Consider the following 23743-nt stretch of genomic DNA (forward strand, 5'->3'; position numbering starts at 1 on the left):
GGATATAGGTAATGAAAAAGAGATTGTAATTTGGTTTCAACCAAACTACAATCTCTTTTTTGTTTAAATTACTTCCACCAAATCCAAGTCCAAAGGTAATTTCGTACATTTCGAGGAGTAATGCGAATGAAGTGTTCACCGTCAAAGAAGCAATTTAAATTTGGAAGTGTTTCATCTGGATTTTCTGGAACAAAGGTGACGATGTTTTCGTTACTTGTAACGGTTACTGTAATTGGTGGGTCGGTAGGCGATACTTGAAGTTGTAACGAAATATTGGCCGTATTTTTAAATTCTTTATTAACAGGTGGGCTTATTACTTGTACTGTGAATGACACGATAATTGTTTCGTTTGGTTCCAAATTAGTAGCGACTAGGAAACCGATATTCGGATTCGCTAGTGGAGAGCGTTCACCGTTAATAAAGACAGTGCCGTTTATAAATTGTAAACCTGCTGGAATGGTATCTTGTAAAGAAATATTTGAGAGTGAAATTTCGGAAGTATTTGTAACACGTACCATATAATCAAAATATTGATTTAAATAAACTGAGCTGACGGAAGCGTTTTTCGTGACTGTTGCAGTTACAAATTGAACTGGTATACGAACGATATTTGAATTAACAATGAAAGTAACAATTGGATCCTGTGGTGTCAATTGAAAAGCAGCGGTAACTGTTGCAGAATTTATAATTGTACTGTTTGAAGGAATAGAAGTTACGAGAACTTGAAATGTTATAGTTGCTACTGAATCTGCGGGTAAAGAGCCGATATTAATACCAGTATCTGGTCGGATGTTTGGAACGGGAGTACCGTTAATTGTTACACTGTTTTCTATTAATGTTGTACCAGCTGGAATCATATCTAAAACGGAAGTACTTACTGTAGGAATTGGGGAATCATTAAATGCCTCTAATGTGAATGTAATAACATCTCCTATAATGACGATAGATTTGTCTGCTGTTTTCTCAATGCGAACTATTGGATTAATGATTATCGTTGTAACAATATTTGTTTGTTTTGTAACAGTATTTATTTGCCTTCTAATCGTAATAGGTGGTTCGGTTGGACCGACAATAGACGTATAGGAAATAGTCGCATCGTTATTGATTCTAGATTGAAGAGTAGAAGAAGAAATTTTCACTTGGAACGTAATAATAACCGATTCATTAGGAGCAAGATTTCCTAACGTAATACCATTTTCAGGGTTCTCATTAGGCTGATTGATTCCGTTAATCGTAACACTACCAATAACGAATGTCGTATCTACTGGTGCCGTGTCTACTAGAAGAAGATCTTCAATAGTGATATTACCATTATTCGTAATAGTAATGGTGTACGTTAAAGTTTGACCAGGCAAGGCGCTCGTGAAATCAACAACCTTTATCGCAACGACATTATCATTTTGGACAGTTGTAGTGACAGTATTTGTTGTAGTTGTATTCGTAACAGGTGCGTTATTTGGGTTGACTATATAGTTAAAGGTAGTAATTGCATTGTTGTTGAGTTCATTTGGTGTTGGGATAGAAGTTACAGTTACTTGGAATGAAACTATTGCGTCTCCACCAATAGGTATAGTACCAATTGGTATGCCGCTTACTGGATTCACTCCTGGAAGGATTTCTCCGTTTACAATGACGCTATTTTCTATAAACGTAGTACCTTGAGGAATAATATCTTGAATAATTACATCATTTACTGCAACATTACCGGTTTGATTTAGTGTAATCGTATACGTTAACGTATCACCAACCGTTGCAAATGCAAGATCAACAGTTTTATTACTATTCAAATTCGCATGATTAATTTCTGTTGCTGCAGCTGATGAAATAATGGTTTCCGTAATAGGTGGTCGATCTGGTAACGTGTATTCATATTCAATTGTACTCGTGTTAGAGATAGGATTGGTTTGTGGAATCGAGGTGACCCGTACTTGGAATAGAACAGTTGCTCTCGTATTAGGCGGAATGTTATCAATTTGTATACCGTTAAGTGGATTGTCATTTGGACGAGCGTTTCCGTTCACAATAACACTATTCTCTATAAAGTTCGTATTTCCTGGGATGCTATCTGTAACAATAATGTTTTCTATTTGTATATTTCCGTTATTTATAATGGAAATTGTATAAGGGATGATTGTTTGTAGGTCAGCATATTGGATAGGTGTTGTTTTTGTCGCAATTACATTAGCAGAAATAACTTCAGTGAAAGTAATATTACTAGTCGATAGTTGTTCCTCGCCAGTAATTGTATAACGAGAAGTTGATTGATTTTGAACATAGCCGCTGGCTGGAAGAGCTGCGACAGTAACAGAAAATGTGACTGGGATAGAAGTGTTAGGAGCAATCGTTCCTACAAGTATACCAGCACTTGGATTGGCATTAAGCTGAGGAATGTTATTTACTAAAACGCTACTGTCAATAAAGGTTGTTCCATCAGGTATATTGTCTGTAAATACAACAGCAGTTGCATCCGTATTCCCCGTATTCGTTAAAGTTGTTGTATAAGTTAAAATGTCACCAATCGTTACAGAGGTCAAATCAACAGTTTTAAGTGAAACGATATCAGCATCATTAATTTGAACGAAAGTAGTATTGGAAGTAGTCGATTTTTGAATTGGTGCAAAGTCAGGATTGAAAATAAAGTCGTAGACGATGTTTGCAGTATTAGGTGTTGGATTTACAGCAGGTAAATTCGTAACTGAAACTTGGAATGTTATTGTAGCTATTTGACCTGATGCGATATTAGGAATGGAAAAGCCGATATTCGGATCTGCTGCAGGAAGTACAGTGTTGTTAACTGTTACACTTCCCGGAATAAATACCGTTCCATCTTCTATAATATCAGTAAAAAAGATGGAGTTAGTTGTAGTGGATCCGTTATTTTGAATGGATACTGTATATTCAATGGTTTCATCAATGTTAGCTAATACAGTATTAGCAGATTTTGTAGCAATAAGAATAGCATCAATAAATTGTATATTTGTACTATTGGAAGAGGTCGTTTCTGAAATTGGTGGGGCGCTTGGGTCTGGTCGATACTCATAGTGAATGACAGCGATATTATTAATGTTATTTTGTGGCGGTATAGAGACTACGCTTACTTGAAAAGTAACAATAATCGTGTTATTTGGAAGAATTATATCAAGATTGATACCGGTAATTGGATTTTCATTAGGCCTTGGTATGCCATCTACAAGTATGCTATTTGGAACGAATGTGGTGCCAGCGGCAATTGCGTCAATAAGGAGAGTATTTGTAATAGGTACTGTACCAGCGTTTGTAACTGCGATTGTATATGTGATGATTTGACCTATGCGTGTAATAGATCTGTTAGCGGATTTAATTGCACTAACATTTGCCGTCCGCACTTCAGTATTTACTGCATTTGATAACGATATGCGCTGAATAATAGGAGAACTAGGATCAATTTGGTATTCGTACGAAGTGTCTGAAATATTAATGACTGCATTGCCATCTGGTATATTTGTAAGTTGTACTTGGAATGAAATAGTGATTGTTTCATTTGGTTGTATCGTGCCGAGAGTTACTCCGTTTTCAGGATTCACGCCAGGCTGAATTACATTATTTATTGTTAAGCTATCTTCAATGAATATAGTACCTTCTGGAATATTATCAACGAACACGGTATTGTTAGCTGGAACGGTTCCTATATTTTGTAGTGTATTTGTGTAGGTAATCATTTGCCCGATTGATACGAAAGTTACATCCGCGCTTTTAACAGAAATAATATTTGCATTTTGAAGTGATGTTGTAACAATGTTAGAATTTGCAGAGCGATTTACTGGTGGGGCTGTAGGAATGCTTACATATTGGTAAATTGCTGAAGATTGATTTGCAATTTCGGTTTCAGTAGGTGGATTATTTGTTTGCACTTGAAATAGTATCGTTTTGGAACTGTTAGCAGGAATGGTTCCAATCGGTATTCCATTTTCAGGATTTACACCTGGCTGCAGGACACCGTTAATTGTGACACTATCGGGAACAAATGTAGTCCCAGCTGGAATAGAGTCTGTGAAAATAATATTTATTGCGTCAACATTACCGATATTTTTCACTTCAGAAATATAAAGTATAGTTCCGCCAATATCTACAGTTGTTGGATTGGATGTTTTTGTAATTACCAATTGTGCTTGCACGAAATTTGTAATGACGATATTACTAGTAGATGTTTCAGTAATAGGCGGTTGCCCTGGGTCTGGCTGAATTGTATAAGTTGTGTTGGATTGATTTGTAATTGATTCTTGCGAGAATGGATCGTTAATAAGAATTTGGAAAGAAATAAGGTGAGTAGCGTTTGCTGATAAGGTAGGTAAAGTAACACCAGCATTTGGATTGGCACCAAGCATAGCTGTTCCATTAAGTGTAAAACTATTTTCTACGAATGTAGTACCTTCCGGAAGAGTATCTGAAAATATGAGATTTGTAGCTGGAATATTTCCGGTATTTTCTAGTGTTATCGTATAAGTTAAAATATCTCCTGTTGTTGCTTGTTGTGCATTGACTGCTTTTAAAGAAAGAATAGTCGCGTCCGAAATTTGTGTGAAAACTGGATTGGACGTAATTGTTCGAGAGATGATAGGAGCAGTTGGATCAGCGATAAAAGTATAGTCAATACGGGCTGTATTAGAAATAGGATTCACGTTTGGAATGAATTGAACGATAACTTGAAATGTGACGGTGACGATTTCTGAAGGTGAAACGGAGTTTAATGGTATTCCTATGTTAGGATCGGTACCTGGAACAGAAACGCCATTAATGGTAACACTATTCGGAATAAATGCGGTTCCTTCTGGGACCAAGTCTATTAAAGTAACTGTATTTGCAGTAGTATTTCCGTTATTTTGAACGACTACTGTGTAAGTGATTGTACCGTCAGTAGATTGTACGAGAGAATCTGTACTTTTAATTACGGATAACGATGCATCAACAACAGCTGTATTAACTGTATTAGACGAGGATGTTGCTGTAACTGGAGGTTGATTTGGATCGACGATATACGTGTAACTTGTAATGGCTTGATTGATAATTGCTCCTTGCGGTGGAATAGAACTAGCGACAAATTGGAACGTAATAGTAGCAGAATCACCTGGCGCGATAATACCAACTGGAATACCGAGAGTTGGACTTGCATCAGGAAGTGAAATTCCATTTAGCGTAACACTATTTGGAACAAATAATGCGCCCTCAGGAATGCCATTAATGAGTAATACAGAGTTTGCAGGGAAGTTTCCAGTATTCGTTAATGTTGCTGTATACGTAATTACTTCCTCGATAGATACAATTGAACGATTTGCTTGTAAGACAGTTGTAACAGTTGCGTTATTAATTTGTGTTGAAGCGCTATTAGAATTTATCGTGCCTGTAACAGGAGGAGAGGCCGGATCAACGATGAAAGCGTATTGAATAGATGCTACGTTTGTAATCGGATTTGAAGGTGGGGTTGATGTAACTATGACTTGGAAAGTAACAGTTAAGGAGCTACTCACGCTAACTGTTCCGATATTAACTCCGTTATTTGGATCTGCCCCTGGAATGGTACTTCCATTTACAGTAAAACTATTTTCTACAAAAGTTGTTCCTGCTGGAATCGTATCTGAGAAATTTACATTCGTAGCGTTTGTATTACCGCTATTTTGAATTAAAACTGTATAAGTGATCGTATCGCCAATATTCGCAAAGGCAGTATTAGCAGTTTTTACAGCTGAAAGGATTGCTGAATTAATAGAAGTAACGAAGACGTTCGTTTCCACATTTCCAGGTTGAGCCTGTAATGCATTTCCTACGTTATATTGGAAGTTTACAAATCCTAAGTTTTGGAGCTCTGGTGTGAATGTTGTTGGGTTACTTACAATTTGAACTTGGAATACAATTGTTACAGTTTGATTTGGAATGATCGTATTTATGCCAATACCGTCAATGATAGAAGCGGATGGTAACGGAGTGCCATCAACAATAACTGATCCTGCAACAAATTGTGTCCACAATGGTATCGGGTCTGAGAAAATAACGTTATTGGCAGGAATATTTCCAGTATTCGTGATCGTAGTTGTATACGTAATCGTATCACCAATCGTTGCAAAAGCTTTATCTCCAATTTTAGTGGTAGTTAAAATAGCACTTTCAATTGTTGTTGTAACACTATTTGAAGTAATGTTTTTTGAAACTGGAGGGTTAGCTGGATTGACGATATGTTGGAAATTAACGCTAGCTTGATTAGTAATTGGATTTATAGGCGGAATTTCATCGGCACTAATATGAAAAGCTACGATGACAGACTGGTTTGGCGCGATATCACCAATTGGAACGCCTGTAATTAGGTCTGCATTTGGGATAGTAGTTCCATTGAGTGTAAAACTATTCGGTTCAAAGGAAGTTCCGTCTGGAATCATATCGGTAAAAATAACATTCGTCGCACTAACATTTCCGCTATTTGTAATCGTAACGGAGTAGATAATATCTTGCCCAATATCTACCGTTGATACATTTGAATTTTTTTGTGCAGTAAGGATAGCGCTATTAATTTGTGTTGTCGTTGTATTAGATTGATTAGAAGTTGAAATGAACGGCTGGTCGGGATCAACAATATAACGATAAGTGGTAAGAGCTGAATTAGAAATAGGGTTGTTGATTGGTAGGGTTGTAACGGTAGCTTGGAATGTGATAATGGCTGCAGTACCACCGTTAATTGAACCGATATTTACACCAGTAGATAAATCAGCATTTGGAATGGTTTGCCCATTAACCGTGAAACTGTTTGGAACAAAAGTTAAATTGCTATCAAGTATATCGATAACGGTAACATCAGTTGCAGTCACATTTCCTGTATTCGGGAGGTTAAGTGTAAATGTTATTGTATTACCAACATCCGCAAAAGTAAGATCTGTTGTTTTTGTACTTATAATATTTGCGTTGTTTATTTGAAGAAGCGTAGTGTTGGAAGTAGCCGCACTTAATACTGGAGGATTAACAGGATCAACAGTAAACTCATATGTCGTTGATGCAGTATTTGGTGCTGGATTAATAGGTGGAATGCTGTTCACTGTAACTTGAAAGGTGATACTATATATTTCATTTGGTGGAAGTGCTGCAAGAAATACACCGTTATTCGGATTCGCGTCAGGTTGCAAAACACCATCGACAGTTAATGTGTTAGGAACAAATGTGATTCCACTTGGTAATACATCTTTGAATACAATGTTGGCTGCATCTGTATTCCCTATATTTGAAATAGAAGTAGTGTAAAAAGCAGTTTGCCCGATACCTGCAAACGATACACTTTCATTTTTCGTCATGGATAATAGTGCTTCTTTAATTTGCGTTGAAACAGGATTGCTAATTGAAGTTTCTGCATCAGGCGGTGAGACTAATTGGTACGATGTTGATGAGAAATTTACAATGGGGTTTTCCGTTGGTAATGACGTTACAGTAACTTGGAACGAAATTGTTACTGTAGTCCCAGCTGTTATAGTTCCGATATTTACACCGTTCACTGGATTTGCGCCACTTTGAGGAATTCCATTAATAGAAAATGTGTCTGCAATAAATGCTGTTCCGTTCGGTACGGTATCTGTGAATATAACATTTTGTGCGGATGAGTTTCCATTGTTTGTTAAAGCGACAGTATAAGTGAGTGTGTCTCCAATACGACTAAAGGATTTATCGACTTGTTTTAATGAAAGAATGGTAGCTGTATTAATCGTAGTGAACACTGTGTTTGAAGTAACCGTCCTTGAAACAATAGGGGCATTAGGATCAGCGATAAATGTGTAAGAAGCAGTAGCGGAATTGGCAATAGGATTTTGGGCTGGTGTAGAAGTAGCAGTAACTTGAAATGCTATAGATATTGAGCTGTTAGGAGCAATTGATCCAATCGTTATACCGGTATTAGGATTGAGTCCAATTTGCTTGATATCATCTATTGTAACGCTATCAGTAATAAACGTTGTTCCATCTGGTATAAGGTCAATGAAAGCAATATCTGTAGCGTTTGTATTACCACTATTCGTTAAAATGGTCGTATAGGTAATGGTATCACCTAGTGTTACAAGTGTTTGATCGACGGATTTAATCATCGTTATGATAGCATCTAATACAGGGTTTGTAACGATATTCGTTGAAGTAGAAGTTGTAACAGGAGTTCCGTTTGGATCGACAGTATAAGAATATAAAATGGTATCATTCCCCATAATTGAACTTGAAGGGGGAACAGAAAGAACATTTACTTGGAAAGTAATGGTTACTGTTTCACCAGGAGCAATATTTGGTATGTTTACTCCAAGTGCTGGTTGCATACCAGACTGCTGAATTCCATTTATTGTAACTGAATTTGGTATAAATGTAGTACTAGCTGGAATGGTACTTGTAAAAGTTACATTTGTAGCTGGTGTATTTCCTGTATTCGTAATAGTCGTTGTATACGTAAGTGTATCCCCGACGGAAATAACCGATTTATCAACAGTTTTTGTTGTAGTTAATATTGCGCTATTAATGGTCGTTGAAACCGTATTTGATATAGTTGTTTGTAATACAGAAGGTTGGCTAGGATCAACTACATGTTCAAATTGTACGGAACTAAAATTAGAAATTGGATTTATACTTGGAATATTTGTAACAAGAACATTGAGAGTAATAACAGTCGTTCCACTTGGATTTATATTTCCAATCTGTATTCCGTTCCCAGGATTTCCAATTTGCTGTGTACCAGAATCATTTGTTAAAGTTCCGGAAATAAATGTTGTTCCTTCAGGTAAAATATCCGTAAAAATTATATTTTGTGAAGTGACATTTCCAGGATTACTTAATGTAATTGTATAAGAAATTGTATCGCCAATCGTAGCGAAAGTTTTATCTACAGATTTGATTGCCACAACTTCCCCAGAATTTATTTGTGTCGAAACAGAATTAGATGTCGTACTTCGTGAAACAAGTGGTAAATTAGGTCCTGTCATAAATTGATAATCAATGAAAGCACCGTTTACAACTGGTGAATTTGGCCCTCCAGGTCCGATTGTAAAAATAGGATTTGGAATACTAACTACTTGCACGCGGAAGGTAACGTTTATAAAATCTCCTGCAATAATATCCCCAATTGGTATCCCGTTTGCTGGATTTACTCCAGGTAATAAAACCCCGCCTACTCGAACGCTATCTTCTATGAATACTGTATTATTTGGAATCGAATCTGTAAACATGATATTCGTAGCAGTCGTGTTTCCTATATTTTCTAATAAAACTGTATACGTTAAAAATGAATTTCCAGGTGCGATGTCAGAAAATAGTCGATCCACACTTTTCGTTGCTTGGATAATTGCTTCATTAATTTGCACTAAAGTTGGATTACTAGTAGCTGTTTCTGTCACTGGTGGCTGGTTAGGATCAACAATGATAGAGTATGTCGTACTAGATTGATTTAAAGTTGGATTTGTAGCTGGTATTGAGCCGACGATCGCTTGAAAACTAACTATTGTCGTTCCTCCAACCGGAATTGCGTCTAAAGAAATCCCACTATCTGGTCTAAATCCAAGTTGTGGGATAGTGTTAATTTGTACGCTATCAGGAACGAATGAAAGTTCAGGTGGTAATATATCGATAAAAACAGGTGTGTTTGCGGTAGTATTTCCGCTATTAATGAGCGTAGTTGTATACGTAATTGTATCTCCAACGGCAGCAAAAGCACTGCTTGCAGTTTTTGTTGCGATAACGGACGCAGTATTTACTTGTGTAAAAGTTGTATTGGATTGAACTGTTCGTGAAACAGGCGACTCATTTATATCAACAATAAAGCTATATTGAAGCGATGATTGATTCGGAATGGGATTAGGATTTGGAAGAGTTGTAATATTCACTTGAAAACTAAGTGTAACCGATGCATTTGAATTCAAGTTACCAATAGTAATACCGTTTTGTGGATTTGCATTCGGGATTGTTACACCATTTATCTTAAAGCTATTTGGGACAAAGGCGGTACCATTTGGAATGGAATCTGTAAAAACAATGTTATTAGCGGTAGTATTTCCTGTATTTGTAACAACTGAGGTGAATGTAATCGTATCTCCAATTGTTGCGAAAGTTGTACTAGCATTTTTATTTATTACTAAAGTAGCGTCAATAATCGGTGTAACTGTCGTGTTTGTAACGGTACTACCAACAGCTGGTGTTTCAGTTGGATTCACTGCATATTCGTAGTTTACAAGAGCATTATTCGTTAAAGTTCCACTAGGTGGAATAGCGAGAATTTTCACTTGGAATGTAATGAAAGTAGTGCCTCCTGGTGAAATATCGTCTAAATGAATACCTAATGAAGGGTCTAATCCAGGTTGGGAAATGTTATTGATCGTAACGGAATTGGGGATGAAGGATGCACCTGGTCCAAGTCCATCCGTTAAAACTGTAGCACTAGCAGGGATATTTCCTGTGTTCGTAACTGCAATCGTATAAGTAACGATATCTCCAATTGCAGCATTCGGTATGTTTACTGATTTCGTAGCGATAATCGTAGCGTTGTTAATGTGAGTTGTTATTACATTACTTGATGCATTGGCGGATGCTGGAGGTAAGTTCGGGTCTACGATATATTGGTACGTTGTGTTACTTTGGTTCGGGATTGGATTCGGATTCGGGATGGAGTTTACTTGCACCTGGAACGAAATTATCGTATTTGCATTCGGATTTATAGGATCAATTGCTATTCCATTCGTTGGATTTACATTAGGCAGTATATTCCCGTTTACTGTTACACTATTTGGAATAAAAGATGTCCCGCTTGGAATTGCATCGGTAAAGACTATATTTGATGCAAGTGTGTTCCCGTTATTCGTTAAAGTAGTCGTGTACGTAATAATATCATTTACGTTCGCAAACTGTTTATCTGCAGATTTTGCAGCGGTAATCGTTGCATTATTAATAATTGTCTGTACAGTGTTAGAGGCCACGATCTGCATTACAACTGGTTTGGATGGATCGTACATGTATTGGAATGTAGTGCTCGATTGATTCGTAAGCGGATTTGGACTAGGAGTAGTTGGTACAAAAACCTGGAATGCAACAGTACGTGATGAATTTGCTCCAATTGTACCAATTAAAATGCCGTTAGCAGGATTTGCATTAGCTATAGGGACACCGTTAATCGTTACAGTATTAGGGAGAAAGGTGGTACCAGCTGGAATGATATCTGTAAACGTTACATTAGAGGCGGGGATATTGCCGCTATTCGTTAAAATTGTTGCATAAGTTATGACATCGCCAACATCAGCGAAATTTGTACTTGTTAGTTTCGTAGCGACAATATTAGCAGTATTAATTTGTGTAGCTACGATATTGCTAATAGCGTTCCTGACAACAGCAGGTAAATTTGGATCTGCGATAAAGCTATATTGAAGTGCAGCACTGTTTTGAACTGGATTTGGTGAAGGTAAACTATTTGCACTAATTTGGAAAACAATTGTTGTAATGCCGCCTGCTGGAATCGTACCAACTTGAAGGCCGGCACTTGGATCCGCACCTAGCTGTAAAGCACCCCCTATAAAAATACTATTTGGTACGAGAGTCGTACCAGGTGGAAGTATATCGGTAATGACTACATTATCTGCTGGAGTATTTCCTGGGTTAGCTAAGGCAATTGTATATGTGATTGGTTGCCCAACATCAGCGATAGTTAAATCTACATCCTTGAAAATAATTACATTTGCTAAATTAATTTGTGTACTTACAGTATTACTTAAAGATGTTTCTATCGTTGGTGGATCTCCTGGGTTCAAAATAAAGCTATACTGTGTACTAGATGAATTTATTGTTGGATTTTGTGTTGGTAAAGAGGTGACAGTTACTTGATAAGAGACGGTAAGTGAGCCGTTAGCAGGAATAGAAGGTAACGGAACACCGACATTTGGATCGACGTTATTTTGGAGTACACCATTAATAAGGAAAGTATTTGGGATAAAGGTAGTACCGTCTGGATTCGTATCAACAAAAGTAGGACCATCAGCGGAAACACTTCCTGCATTCGCCAAAGTAACGGTATAAGTTAATACATCCCCAACAGTAGCAAACGCTCGATCCACTGCTTTGGTTGAAACGACATTTGCGTCATTTACTTGAGTGAATGTAGTGTTTGAAGTTGTGTTCTTACTTACAGGGGAAGCATTAGGATCCACGATAAAGTTATAGGAAATAGAAGCGCTATTTGAAATAGGGTTTGGATTTGGGATGCTAGTTATTAATACTTGGAATGAAGCTGTAATTGTAGTATTAGCATTGATACTATCGATATTGATGCTAGCTGGTGTAACGCCTGGTTGAGTAACATTGTTAATCGTAACACTGTTTGGTATAAAGACAGTACCATTCGCGATTGAATCGGATAGTACTACATTGTTCGCCGCAACATTTCCATCGTTTGTAAGAGAAAAGGTATAAGTTAAAACATCTCCAACTTCCGCAAATGTTTTATCTACAGACTTAGTAGCCTGAAGGTTTGCTATTCTAATTGTTGATGTAACAGAATTAGAATTTGTTGTTTTTGAAGTTGGTGGCACACTTGGATTTACAGTATATAGGTAAGAAGCGAATGCATTATTAATGATAGGATTTTGGGCAGTAATATTGATGACTGTTACTTGGAAAGAAAGAGTAAAAGTAGCTCCGCCAGGAATTGTTCCTATAGGTAAAGCAACGAGAGAATCTACATTTTGTAAAACACCGTTTAGTGTTACAGTACCAGGAGTTAATATCGTTCCATTTGGTAGTGGATCTGTTAGTTGCACGTTAGTTGCAGCTGTATTTCCACTGTTTGTAATAAGAATTGTATAACTGATTGTTTCGCCAATTGTAGCAAATTGTTTATTTGTTGATTTTGTTACGGTTAAATTCGCATTGTTAATTTGAGTAGAAACAAGATTAGAAGAAATGTTTTTTGTAACGGGTGATTGGCTAGGATTGACGGTATATTGATAAGAAGCGCTTGAACCATTAGATATGACATTCGACGCTGGAATTGTATTTACTACTACTTGAAATGAAACATTTTTTGTTGTGCCAGTTGGAATAGATCCTATATTCACACCAGTAGCGGGATTTGCTCCAACTTGTGTCGTACCATCTATTGTTAAACTGTTGAGAACAAAAGTTGTTCCAGTAGGAATGACATCTGTAAAAATAACGTTATTCACATTCGTATTACCTGTACCTGTAAAGGAAACAGTGTACGTTAGTGTATCACCAATATCTGCAAAATTTTTGTCTACTGCTTTCGTCATTGTTACAGTAGCATTATTCACTTGAGTGGAGACAATATTCGTCGTATCAGTCCCGCTTACTGCCGGTTGATTTGGCACAGGAATGTATTGATAAGTTGTTGTACCACTATTTAATATTGGATTTGTTTGCGGGATAGAAGGAACGAATACTTGAAATGAAACCGTAGTCGTAGAATTAGCAGCAATAGATCCAATTGATATACCAGTAGCGGGATTTGCGCCAGCTTGAGTAACCCCGTTAACAGTTACACTCCCTGGAATGAAAGTAGTCCCGCTAGGAATCGGATCCGTATATATAACGTTCGTTGCCGCGATATTTCCTATATTAGCTAAGGCAATACTGTAAGTTAACGTTTCACCAATATCTGTAAAAAGTTTGTTGACTGATTTTGTGCCATTAATATCTGCGAGGTTAACTTGTGTTCCAGCAGAGTTGCTTGTTGCAAGACCGTTAAAGGTTGTTCCTCCGGCGATTGGTGTATATTGAAATGTAATATTAGCAGTGTTAGAGATAGGATTTTGACTTGGAAGAGAAACGACAGTAGCTTGGAAAGTTACTGTACGAGAAGCACCATTATTAATGGTTCCGAGAGATATACCAGCGGCCGGATTTGCGTTCGTTTGTGGGACATTATCTATTGTTACAGTGCCAGGTATAAAGGAAGTACCGTTAGGGAGGATGTCTGTAAAAATAACGTTATTGGCAGGAAGAAGTCCGGTGTTAGGGATAGTAACTGTATAAGTGAGAACGTCTCCAATTGCCGCAACACTTTTATTTACGCTTTTCGTTGCTTGAATATTAGGTGAATTTATGTTGATTTGTAAACCGACTGTATTCAACATATAAGCGTCTCCGTTAGTCGTTAAACGGATTGCGGCGGACACTTGAGAATTTGTTAAATAAGGAGAAATATCAATAGAAGTAATGTCCCAACCTTGCCGGCCTGCGGAGATATTTGTGCTTGTAGCGGCACTTTGATTGCGCGTTCCAAATGTCCCAGTTGTATCTAAGTTTCCTGCAGCATTATTCACTTGAGAACCGAAGAAGTTATTTACAGCATTATTTGGCCCAGATAAAGCATTTAATGAACTGAAATTTGGTCCAAATAGCGCTTGATCCCCTGTTATATCTGCATCTCCTTCAATAGAACTTAAAAATAATCTCCCGCTTACAGGTCCTCCTGAAGGTGTTAAGAATCCAGAAACAGCTACATCTGCACTACCAGTATCAGCAGAAACACGGTTTCCAGCTACGTAAATTGTTAAGTTTCTTGCTGGTAATGTCCCGTTTTGATAAGCGACGATAAGCGTCCATCCAGCTGAATTAATTGTTCCATTAGAAGCATCTATAGGATCTACAAGTCCAGGGACAGCTCCCGTAGTATAAGAACCAGAGCCTCCAGCTTGAATAAGGGTTGTTACGTCTGCTGAACGAGTGTAAAAGCCAAATGTAATAGAATTTGAAACGAAAGTTTGATTTGAAGCTGTAACAGCTGAAGGAGTAATCAAGTATGTTGAAACAGGTGTTGTAAAAGAAACCGGGTTTCCTAATACACTCGTAATGTTTTGATCACGAGATAAATAGTTTCCACCCCAAACGAGTTCTGCGTAAAGAATCGTACTACCAGCAGGTATATTTAAAAGAGCGGTAGAACTATTTTGTGTATAGTTTAACGTTGTACCAGCAGGAAAAGTAGGTACTTGTAAAGCAGTATTTGTAGTTGCGAATGCACCAATTGCTCCGATTGTACCAGCACGGTTTTGATTACTAATTTTACTTAATCCTAAAGTATTTCCTGTAATAGCGAGTGCGCCGTTAGTGGTGGTAGAAAATCGATTCGTAATGGGCATGTTGTCACCTCATTTCCAATATAGTCTTGGTCAAAATAGGATATGTGTGTGACAAATAAAGGGAAACATGTACAAGTTGATTTGATAATAATGATTTAAATGTCTAGATAAGGGGATGGATTATGATTGAATTAGAAATGAGGGTAGAACGTCTTAGGAAAGAAAAAATAGAGGACATTGTAGCGTTATCTTCTTATATTGGGTGGGATTATAACAGGGAAGAAATTGAGACTATTTTTAGCTCAGGTATTGTATACGGTGTGTGGAATGAGAGGGAGGAACTCATTGCTAGTGCGGCAATAATATTATATGAAGAGAAATTAGCATCTATCGGAATGGTCATTGTACATCCGAATTATAAGGGACGCGGGATTGGAAAGACGATAACGAATGCATGCATGAAGAGCGTATTGGCTCAAACTGCCATTATGCTTATTGCTACAGATGAGGGGGAATTTTTATATGAAAAATTAGGATTTAGAGCAGTAAGCTATGTTTCTAAATACATATGTAACTCGTACAATGTGAATGATTATTGTATAGAAAATGAAGATTATATAATGAATTATCAAGAGTGTGATTTAGAAGAACTAATAAAATTAGATGAATATGCGTTTGGAACAAATAGAAAAGAGTTTTTAACGAAAAGAATTATGCAAAGTGAACAGTGTATCGTTGTAAAGGATAAGGAACAACATGTACTAGCATATGGTTTAAGCGTACAAACACCAGAAAATAAAATAATAGGACCAGTCGTTGCTAAAAATGATGAAATGGCGATGCGAATTGTACATTATTTAGCAAGTGAACATCATGGTAAATTAAGAATTGATGTACCAGAGGGGAAAAACGATTTTATGAATGAATTAGAGGCTGTTGGCTTTCAAAAGGTTAATACACCACCAATTATGATGAAAAATAGCGATCAATTATTAAAAAGGAATAATGAGTTATATAGCATTGCAGCGCAAATTTTTGGATAAAAAAGAATCCTTCTGAATGAAGGATTCTTTTTCGTTAATCACGATATTGATCATGAATAGGTACAAAAAGGTCTTCCTCGACATCCCTAACAACTGAAAAATGATCCACATTATAATGTCCATGTAGAATTTTATTATGATGAGCAATAATTTGCTCTGCAGATAATACGTTAGAATCAGTTGTGGAATGACCATTTTTAATTAATGTAACGTCACATCCTTGTACAGTCGCAGTTCTAACTGCGGTGTCGATACAATGCTCTGTTTTACATCCACCGATAACGATATGGCCAATCTTCTCTTCTTTTAAAAGTTCAAGTAAAGAAGTGCCATAGAATGCGTTCGTTGCTGCTTTATTAATAAGGATTGCAGACTGAGGTACTTGAATTTCATTATGTACTTCAAATCCCTCACCGCTACCAGAAGCAACATCGATATCTCTTACGAAAACAATAAGGGCATTTGCATCGATTGCTTTCTGCACAGCTGTATTTAGTGTGGATAGTAACTCGGTTTTACGAAAAACTGCATTTTCTTTTTCATTTCCATCCATTAACTCTTGTTGCGCATCAATAATTAATAGTGCTTGTTTCATTTTATATCCCTATCCCCTTTAATATAAAATAAGTTACCAGTTACATATTCTTTTATATTGTAAGGAAATCCTCTATCGTCTACTTCGGATAGATTTACAAAGTTGTCATATAAATTTCATTCTCATAGCTTGTAAAAACATGTATGATAGGAGATGGAGAATTTTTGAGTAGGTGGGAATAGCATGCAAACAGTAGAAGATTATCTTTCATTCTTACATACGAAAGGATTTAAACTATCAGAGGAAGCACAAGGGTTTATTATGTTCGGACAAGGATATACGGGTGCATCTGATGGAATTGTGAACGCGGCAATAGAAGCGACAATTAAACATCAGTTACAGTTTGATGGGAGTTATTTTGTTGCGTTATTAGAACGATTGAAAGAAGAAGAGATTACAGATAAAAAAAGCGCTAAGGCTTTTATGCGGAAGTTACAAGCGTAACTTCACGCAGCCTGCGCTTCTTTTTTTGTTTTGGAAGGTAATTCAACAAACACCATGCCTAGGAAAATACAGAGGCATCCGATAATAGCGGAAATAGAAAGTTGTTCGTTTGCAACGAGAACGCCTGTTAAGGCAGCGAAAACGGGCTCCATTGCGAAAATAATGGCTACTCTCGTTGGAGACGTATGTTTTTGCGCTGATGTTTGAATGAAAAAAGCAATGGATGTTGCGAATAGAGAAGTTAGAAATAGGGCGAATAAAAAGGAAGAATTCGTCCATAGTGCTGCTGAAAGTAATTTTTCCCAATCTTCAAACAAAAAGGCGCAAATAGAAGAAAACATACCGACAGCTAACACTTGCGACGTACTTAACAATAAAGGTGATATTTTCTTAGAGAAGAAGCCATTAACAAGAATATGAGTAGCGAAAGCAACCGCGCAACCGAGAACGAGTATATCTCCAATGTTTAATTGAAATGAATCACCAGCTGTTAATAAGTATAAACCTGCTGTTGCTACAGCAATGCCCATTACGATAAAAATAGTAGCTTTTTGTTTTAAAAAGATAAAAGACAAAATAGGTACCATAACGATACTAAGCCCTGTTAAGAATCCTGCTTTTGAAGAAGTTGTATAAAGTAAGCCGAATGTTTGTAACACATAGCCAACACATAAAAAGAATCCAACGATTAATCCAGCAAGGCTACTCTGTTTTATATCTTGTTTTGAAGTTTTTTTTGCGAAAATCATTTGAACGAATAATAAAATAATTCCGGCGAATAAAAAGCGAATACCATTAAAAGTAAATGGACCAACGAAAGACATAGCATTTTGAACGACAACAAACGTAGCTCCCCAAATAAAAGAGACAAATAATAAAGCAAGAGGAGCAATCCAATCTTTTTTCACACTCATACCTCCGTTAATTTTGTAAGATAGCCTTTCTAGCTAACTCATCAGCAACTTTATTTTGACTACTTGGAATCCACTTAATAAAAAAGAGGTCGAAATTTTTTATGTACTGCAGTGCTTCTTCTAATAAAGGTGCAAACATTTTATTTTTTGCGTATTCTTTTTCGACAGCTCGCTCGACAAGTTGCGAATCTGTACGAAAAGAGACAATGTTATAATTATGCTCCGTGCAATATTTTAATGCCGCAAGTAAAGCGTGGTATTCTGCTTCATGATTGGACATTGTCCCGAGGGGTAATGATAATTGTACAGCTGGTTGAACCCCTTTAATAAATACTCCCGCACCAGAAGGACCAGGATTTCCTTTTGATGCACCATCAATATATACTTCAATCAAAATGAGAAACCTCCAAATGATAAGGTGATCCCCTACTTATATGTTTCTTTGAAGTAGGGGATAGAGTAATTAGCCGATTGTAATGCTATAACGACATGTAAATGTTTCATTCGCTTGTAAAGATTGAATTCCTTTTTTTTTCTTGAAATCTTTTGCTGGAGTTACTTCATCGGCAATTCCGTACCAAGGTTCAATACATAAGAAAGGTGCATTATCCCCTGGTGTCCATACGCCGACAAATGGGAATCCATCAAATTCTACTTTTACAAATTTATTATGTTTATGAGAACGAATCGAAATTTCATTCGTATTCATATGTTCAAAAATAAGCGCATCATTTTTGAATAAATCATATGTAAGTGGCAATTCATTTGTATTTTCAGCGATTAATTGCTTTTTGTTTGAAAGATAAGGTCCTTCTAATACACTGGTTTCTAAGTGTTCCGAACCATTAAACGATAAGTGATAATCTGTAAATGATTCACCGTCCAATAAAGGCAAGTTGAATCCAGGGTGTGCTCCGATTGAGAAGAACATCTCTTTTGAAGAAGGATTATTTACTTCATATGTTACATGAACACTTTGTCCGTCTAGCTCATAAGAAACGAGTAATTCGAATTCGTATGGGTATTTTTTTAATGTTTCTTCATTACTAGTAACAATATAAGTGATTTTCGTTTCACTTTGTTCTTTTACAGAGAATGTAAGATCACGAGCGAAACCGTGTTGTGTTAATGAATATGGTTTACCGTCTACGTAGTATGTATTATCTACTAATCGGCCGACAATTGGAAATAAAATTGGTGCGCGGCGCCCCCAATAAGTAGAATCGCCTTGCCATAAGTATTCAGTGTTATCTTCTTTTAAGCGAACGCTTTGTAATTCTGCACCTTTGTCAGAAATGGAAACGATCACTTTTTCATTTTGAATTGTTGCTGTCATGAAGTGAAACCTCCTAAAACTTTCATATGTTTTATTATACGTTGTCTAAAAGAAAAAAGGTAGTTCACGATAGGAATCTATTGACGAAAGAGGGGCTACCACGTAAAATATAATCTTGTTGCTAAAAAAACGAATAACGTGGTTCGAAACCATCCCACGTAAAAAAACTAAGGAGATTTTGTCATGAATATTAGAACTTTAGTCGGTAATGGTATTTTAGCGGCATTATATATTGCTGTTTCTATGCTTATTCAGCCATTTGGCTTTACGAATGTACAGTTTCGTATTTCAGAGATGTTTAATCATCTTGTTGTATTTAATAAGAAAGCAATTTACGGAATTGTATTAGGTGTATTTTTAACGAATCTCTTTTTCTCACCTATGATCGCTTACGATTTAGTATTTGGAGTAGGGCAATCTATTCTTGCATTAGTTGCAACGATTATTTCTATGCGATTTATTAAAGGTGTTTGGGCTCGTATGATTTTTAATACAGTTATCTTTACAATTACAATGTTTATGATTGCAATTGAACTTCATCTTGCATTGGGTTTACCATTTATGTTGTCTTGGTTGACATGTGCAGTTGGTGAATTTGTTGTCATGGCGATTGGTATGCCTGTAATGTACTGGATTAACAAGCGAGTACAATTTGAAAGATTTATGCAATAGATGAAAGAGTTATTCCTATAGGGATAGCTCTTTTTGTATGTAATCACATTGAATATAATGCTGTGACTATTGATACAATATAATAAAATAAAGTGAGGCTTTCATTAGCTGGCTACATATAAGAAGTCTTATATAAGGGGAATCTAGTATGAAATATAAAATTCATTGGTTGTATAAAACAAAGCGCGGTTTGCAGACGGAATTAACGACAGATTATATGAACATAGAAGAAGTACTTCAATTTGCAGAGGATTTTGAGAAAACGGGTAGGGTGAAAGAACTACTATTTTACGATGAAATGGATGCCGAATGGTCATTAAAGGAAATGAAAAAGCTGAGTAAACAAGTGGAGGAAGAGCCTCAAGAAATACACGTTTATTTTGATGGGGGGTATGATGTGCAAACGAAAGAGGCTGGCGTTGGTATATGTGTGTATTATAAAAAAGGAAATACAAACTACCGCATTCGCCGCAATGCATATATAGAAGGTATATATGATAATAATGAAGCGGAATATGCATCATTATTATACGGTATGAATATACTCGAGGAACTAGGGATTAAGTATGAAGCAGTTACACTTCGCGGAGACTCACAAGTGGTACTGCAGCAATTAGCCGGAGAATGGCCTTGTTATGATGAACATTTAAATCATTATTTAGATCAAATTGAACAAAAGGCGAAGCAAATGAAATTAAAACTTGTATGTGAGCCGATATCTAGAAAACAAAATAAAGAAGCACATCAATTAGCTACGCAAGCATTAGAAGGAACAGTTATTGATAGTCATAAAGAAATAACCGAATAGAGAGGTGCAAAGGTGGATAAAAAGCAACTCATTACAGAGGTAAATGACTTATTAGAAACGTATTGTGAAGGGTGTTTTTTGCGAGAACATAATCGAAAGACGAATAGTAAGTATTACGCTCATTCATTTTGTATCAGGCAATGTACAGTTGGAGAAACGTTGAAAAAGTATGGAGAACAGCTGTCATGAAAAAACATCCAGAGAAAATTCTCTGGATGTTTTTTAGTGCTTCGCTTCATTTAATTGATGCTCGCATTGACTTAATTTTTTTTCCTCATTCATCAGAAACGGCTCATCTAAATCTGTTGCAACAGACTTCATAATTTCAAGCTGAGAGCGAGCGGCTTCTACAGCAGTAGTAGCATGCTCTAATGTATCTGGATCCATTGAAATTGTTGCTGATCCTACCATTTTTTGTGCTGTTTCTACACGGAATTTCACTTCTTCAAAATCATTTACTTCTGATCCCATTAATAATTCCTCCTTTGTATAGTGCGCATTTCACATAGTTTTTGCTCTGTAAAACGGAAATATACAAAGGAATAACAAAGGAGGTTACCAAGTAAGGTAACCTCCTGTTATATGTTGGATTAAAGTTTTACTACGTTAGCAGCTTGAGGTCCGCGGTTACCTTCAGTAATATCGAAAGATACTTCTTGACCTTCTTCTAAAGCTTTGTAGCCGTCTCCTTGAATAGCAGAGAAATGTACGAATACATCGTCAGCGCCTTCCATTTCGATAAATCCAAAACCTTTTTCGTTGTTAAACCATTTTACTTTTCCTTGCATGTTACAATTCCTCCTAAAAGCGTTTACTATTTTCATTTAGTGAAATTCATTTAAAAAATAATATAAACTAAAAATGCTATATTCTTGAATATTCTGCTAAATGATTAATTTAAATATACACGAATTGGGAGAATTTAGTCAAGTAAGCGATTTTATTTTTTTGTATTTTTAAATAATTTTTCAGTCAAATTTTTAAATAGGTATAGGACAGACCGAGTATGTAATATTCTTAATTGAATGCTATACATAATGAGGTGAAAGAATGAATAAGTCTTACTTATTAGACAATGAAGGAATGAGAACGAGAACCGATATACCGGATTGGGTTGCAAAAGAATTTGAGATTTTTTCAAGTGTCGTGTTAGAACCAACTTTTCCATGTTATTTCGGTTTAACAGCTTTGAAAAAGAATGAACTTCGTTATTCATTTCTTTCTCATAATGATTGGAGTCATTTGCCACATACAATGTTATCTTTTTTAGAGTTAATGAAAGAGAGGCCGATTGTAAGAAGGGGCTTTTTCCTTTTTGTAGAACCGGAATGTGAAGAACAATCACTCGAATATTACCGTGATTCCTTTTGGAAAGTGTTACAGTATTTACATGAAAACGATAATCAAGCATGGCCAAAGCAAATTCCTGAAGATCCAGACCATTATTTATGGGAATTTTCATTTGGTGGTGAGCCAATATTCGCATTTGGAAATGCGCCAGCTTATAAAAAACGAAAAACTAGATATTTAGGGAATTCACTCGTTATTGGGTTTCAGCCACGCACTATTTTTGATGGATTAGAGGGAGATCATCCTAAAGGAGCATATTCAAGACAAATGGTCCGTGAGCGAGTTGAAAAGTGGGATCAATTGCCGAAACATCCTAACATTAGTCATTATGGTGACCCAGAGCATCGCGAATGGAAACAATATTTCATAGGAGACGATGTAGAGCTAATAAAAGGGAAATGTCCTTTTCTTCATAGGATAGAAAAGTAAGAGCCATCACCTAGATGGTTCTTTTGTATATTTTGGATAAAAAAGGGTATTTTATTATGAAAGCTAGTCTATTTTTTTAATTACATCATTAACTAGTAGTAAAGAGAGTAGAAAGGATAGAGCGATGTTTGGAGCAATTATACAGCAAATCGTATTAGGTATATCATTGGCTGCGCCAGTAGGGCCAATTAATATTGAAATGTTAAAACGAGGAATCGAACGTGGGTTTTGGCACGCTTGGGTTGTTGGAATTGGCGGAATGACTGCAGATGTTTTATTTATGCTTCTCATTTATTTCGGTTTATCTTCTGTGTTTATGTATACATATGTACAAGCCTTCATGTATTGCACGGGTTTTTTCTTGTTATTTTATTTAGGATTTCAAAGTGTAAAACAAGGAATTTTCCACTCGAATATGGAATATAAAAAAGAAGAGGTAGGTGGCCTTAAGCAATCGTTTATGGCAGGATTTTTAATTGCGATATCCAATCCATTAAATCTTGTTTTTTGGTTTGGTATATACGGAAGTACACTTAGCTCATTACTTACGAAGGTAACGAAACAAGAAGCTTTTTTATACAGTCTTTGCATTATTGCTGGTATTATTTTATGGAATTTAAATATTGCTTTTTCTGTACATTTTGGAAGAACTTTATTAAAACCAAAAGCGCTTGGCTACATAACAGCCGGAGCAGGTATTATTTTAGTATGTTACTCTATACATTTTGCATACAAAGCTATACAGTTGTTCACATAAGATTGAAGGGGAGATTTTTATGTATCGAACCACTATTGAAGGAAAAGAAATTATAATTACGTTAGCGCCAAAAATCCGAAAAGAAATTACTGATAGAGATCCACTATATGAAACGGTATTTCATAATGCAGCAAGATTGTTACAAACAAAGCAACCGACGTTTGCAGTAAATCATGAAATATTGGGGCTTATTATTGGAGAAGTGCAAAGAGGAGAAGTAACAGTGTTTGCAGTGGAACATATTATTCCGAAGCAAAATATATTTGGACCAAACAATTTTTTCTCGACAATAGAACAGCAGGCAAATTTGTAAAGTGAATAGAATAAGAATAG

At 36.3% G+C, this 23743-nt stretch carries 15 protein-coding genes and 1 riboswitch; of the genes, 8 read left to right on the plus strand and 7 right to left on the minus strand.

Features of this window, described 5'->3' with window-relative positions; all coding sequences use genetic code 11:
• Positions 1 to 68: 68 nt before the first annotated feature.
• Positions 69 to 15122, minus strand: a complete 15054-nt coding sequence (locus BAQ53_RS07750; RefSeq protein ID WP_208906673.1) for a DUF7507 domain-containing protein — start codon at positions 15120 to 15122, stop codon at positions 69 to 71.
• A gap of 122 nt (positions 15123 to 15244) precedes the next feature.
• On the opposite strand from BAQ53_RS07750, the gene BAQ53_RS07755 reads away from it, so the two are divergent.
• Entirely contained in the window at positions 15245 to 16105 is an 861-nt protein-coding gene (locus BAQ53_RS07755) for a GNAT family N-acetyltransferase (RefSeq protein WP_061883949.1), read from the plus strand.
• A 34-nt stretch (positions 16106 to 16139) separates the two neighbouring features.
• Here BAQ53_RS07755 and BAQ53_RS07760 read toward each other — a convergent pair whose 3' ends face one another.
• Positions 16140 to 16700 carry a cysteine hydrolase family protein gene (locus BAQ53_RS07760; RefSeq protein WP_000806331.1) on the minus strand — a complete coding sequence of 187 codons (561 nt, stop codon included), beginning with the start codon at positions 16698 to 16700 and terminating at the stop codon, positions 16140 to 16142.
• 183 nt (positions 16701 to 16883) lie between these two features.
• On the opposite strand from BAQ53_RS07760, the gene BAQ53_RS07765 reads away from it, so the two are divergent.
• Positions 16884 to 17144 carry a DUF6123 family protein gene (locus tag BAQ53_RS07765; RefSeq protein WP_001195212.1) on the plus strand — a complete coding sequence of 87 codons (261 nt, stop codon included), beginning with the start codon at positions 16884 to 16886 and terminating at the stop codon, positions 17142 to 17144.
• A 2-nt stretch (positions 17145 to 17146) separates the two neighbouring features.
• Here BAQ53_RS07765 and BAQ53_RS07770 read toward each other — a convergent pair whose 3' ends face one another.
• The 3 genes from BAQ53_RS07770 to BAQ53_RS07780 form a co-directional block, all read right to left on the minus strand.
• On the minus strand, positions 17147 to 18052 hold the full coding sequence (locus BAQ53_RS07770; RefSeq protein ID WP_208906674.1) for a DMT family transporter: 906 nt from the start codon (positions 18050 to 18052) through the stop codon (positions 17147 to 17149).
• Positions 18053 to 18065: 13 nt separating this feature from the next.
• Positions 18066 to 18452, minus strand: a complete 387-nt coding sequence (locus BAQ53_RS07775) for a reverse transcriptase-like protein (protein WP_000573872.1) — start codon at positions 18450 to 18452, stop codon at positions 18066 to 18068.
• 69 nt (positions 18453 to 18521) lie between these two features.
• Entirely contained in the window at positions 18522 to 19394 is an 873-nt protein-coding gene (locus BAQ53_RS07780) for an aldose 1-epimerase family protein (protein ID WP_208906675.1), read from the minus strand.
• 132 nt (positions 19395 to 19526) lie between these two features.
• Positions 19527 to 19571: riboswitch (PreQ1 riboswitch) on the plus strand.
• A gap of 6 nt (positions 19572 to 19577) precedes the next feature.
• On the opposite strand from BAQ53_RS07780, the gene BAQ53_RS07785 reads away from it, so the two are divergent.
• From BAQ53_RS07785 to BAQ53_RS07795, 3 genes are all read left to right on the plus strand, one after another.
• Positions 19578 to 20066, plus strand: coding sequence for a QueT transporter family protein (locus BAQ53_RS07785; protein WP_001026476.1), 489 nt, complete (start codon positions 19578 to 19580; stop codon positions 20064 to 20066).
• Positions 20067 to 20214: 148 nt separating this feature from the next.
• Positions 20215 to 20874, plus strand: a complete 660-nt coding sequence (locus BAQ53_RS07790) for a ribonuclease H family protein (protein WP_000875543.1) — start codon at positions 20215 to 20217, stop codon at positions 20872 to 20874.
• Between the two features lie 12 nt (positions 20875 to 20886).
• On the plus strand, positions 20887 to 21063 hold the full coding sequence (locus BAQ53_RS07795) for a zinc-finger domain-containing protein (RefSeq protein ID WP_000358801.1): 177 nt from the start codon (positions 20887 to 20889) through the stop codon (positions 21061 to 21063).
• A 33-nt stretch (positions 21064 to 21096) separates the two neighbouring features.
• On the opposite strand, the gene BAQ53_RS07800 is transcribed toward BAQ53_RS07795, so the two are convergent.
• Together BAQ53_RS07800 and cspB are read right to left on the minus strand one after the other, a co-directional pair.
• On the minus strand, positions 21097 to 21345 hold the full coding sequence (locus tag BAQ53_RS07800; RefSeq protein ID WP_000534396.1) for a DUF2564 family protein: 249 nt from the start codon (positions 21343 to 21345) through the stop codon (positions 21097 to 21099).
• A gap of 119 nt (positions 21346 to 21464) precedes the next feature.
• Complete coding sequence (gene cspB, locus BAQ53_RS07805; RefSeq protein ID WP_001161731.1) at positions 21465 to 21662, minus strand: cold shock-like protein CspB; 198 nt, start codon at positions 21660 to 21662, stop codon at positions 21465 to 21467.
• A 262-nt stretch (positions 21663 to 21924) separates the two neighbouring features.
• On the opposite strand from cspB, the gene BAQ53_RS07810 reads away from it, so the two are divergent.
• From BAQ53_RS07810 to BAQ53_RS07820, 3 genes are all read left to right on the plus strand, one after another.
• Positions 21925 to 22653, plus strand: coding sequence for a YqcI/YcgG family protein (locus BAQ53_RS07810; RefSeq protein WP_001043773.1), 729 nt, complete (start codon positions 21925 to 21927; stop codon positions 22651 to 22653).
• A gap of 124 nt (positions 22654 to 22777) precedes the next feature.
• A complete protein-coding gene (locus BAQ53_RS07815) occupies positions 22778 to 23410 on the plus strand; it encodes a LysE family transporter (RefSeq protein WP_208906676.1) in 633 nt (210 codons plus the stop codon).
• 19 nt (positions 23411 to 23429) lie between these two features.
• Positions 23430 to 23723, plus strand: coding sequence for a hypothetical protein (locus tag BAQ53_RS07820; protein ID WP_000286382.1), 294 nt, complete (start codon positions 23430 to 23432; stop codon positions 23721 to 23723).
• The last annotated feature ends 20 nt before the right edge of the window (positions 23724 to 23743 follow it).

The sequence above is a fragment of the Bacillus sp. B25(2016b) genome, from assembly GCF_001679765.1.
Taxonomy (GTDB): Bacteria; Bacillota; Bacilli; order Bacillales; family Bacillaceae_G; genus Bacillus_A; species Bacillus_A thuringiensis_K.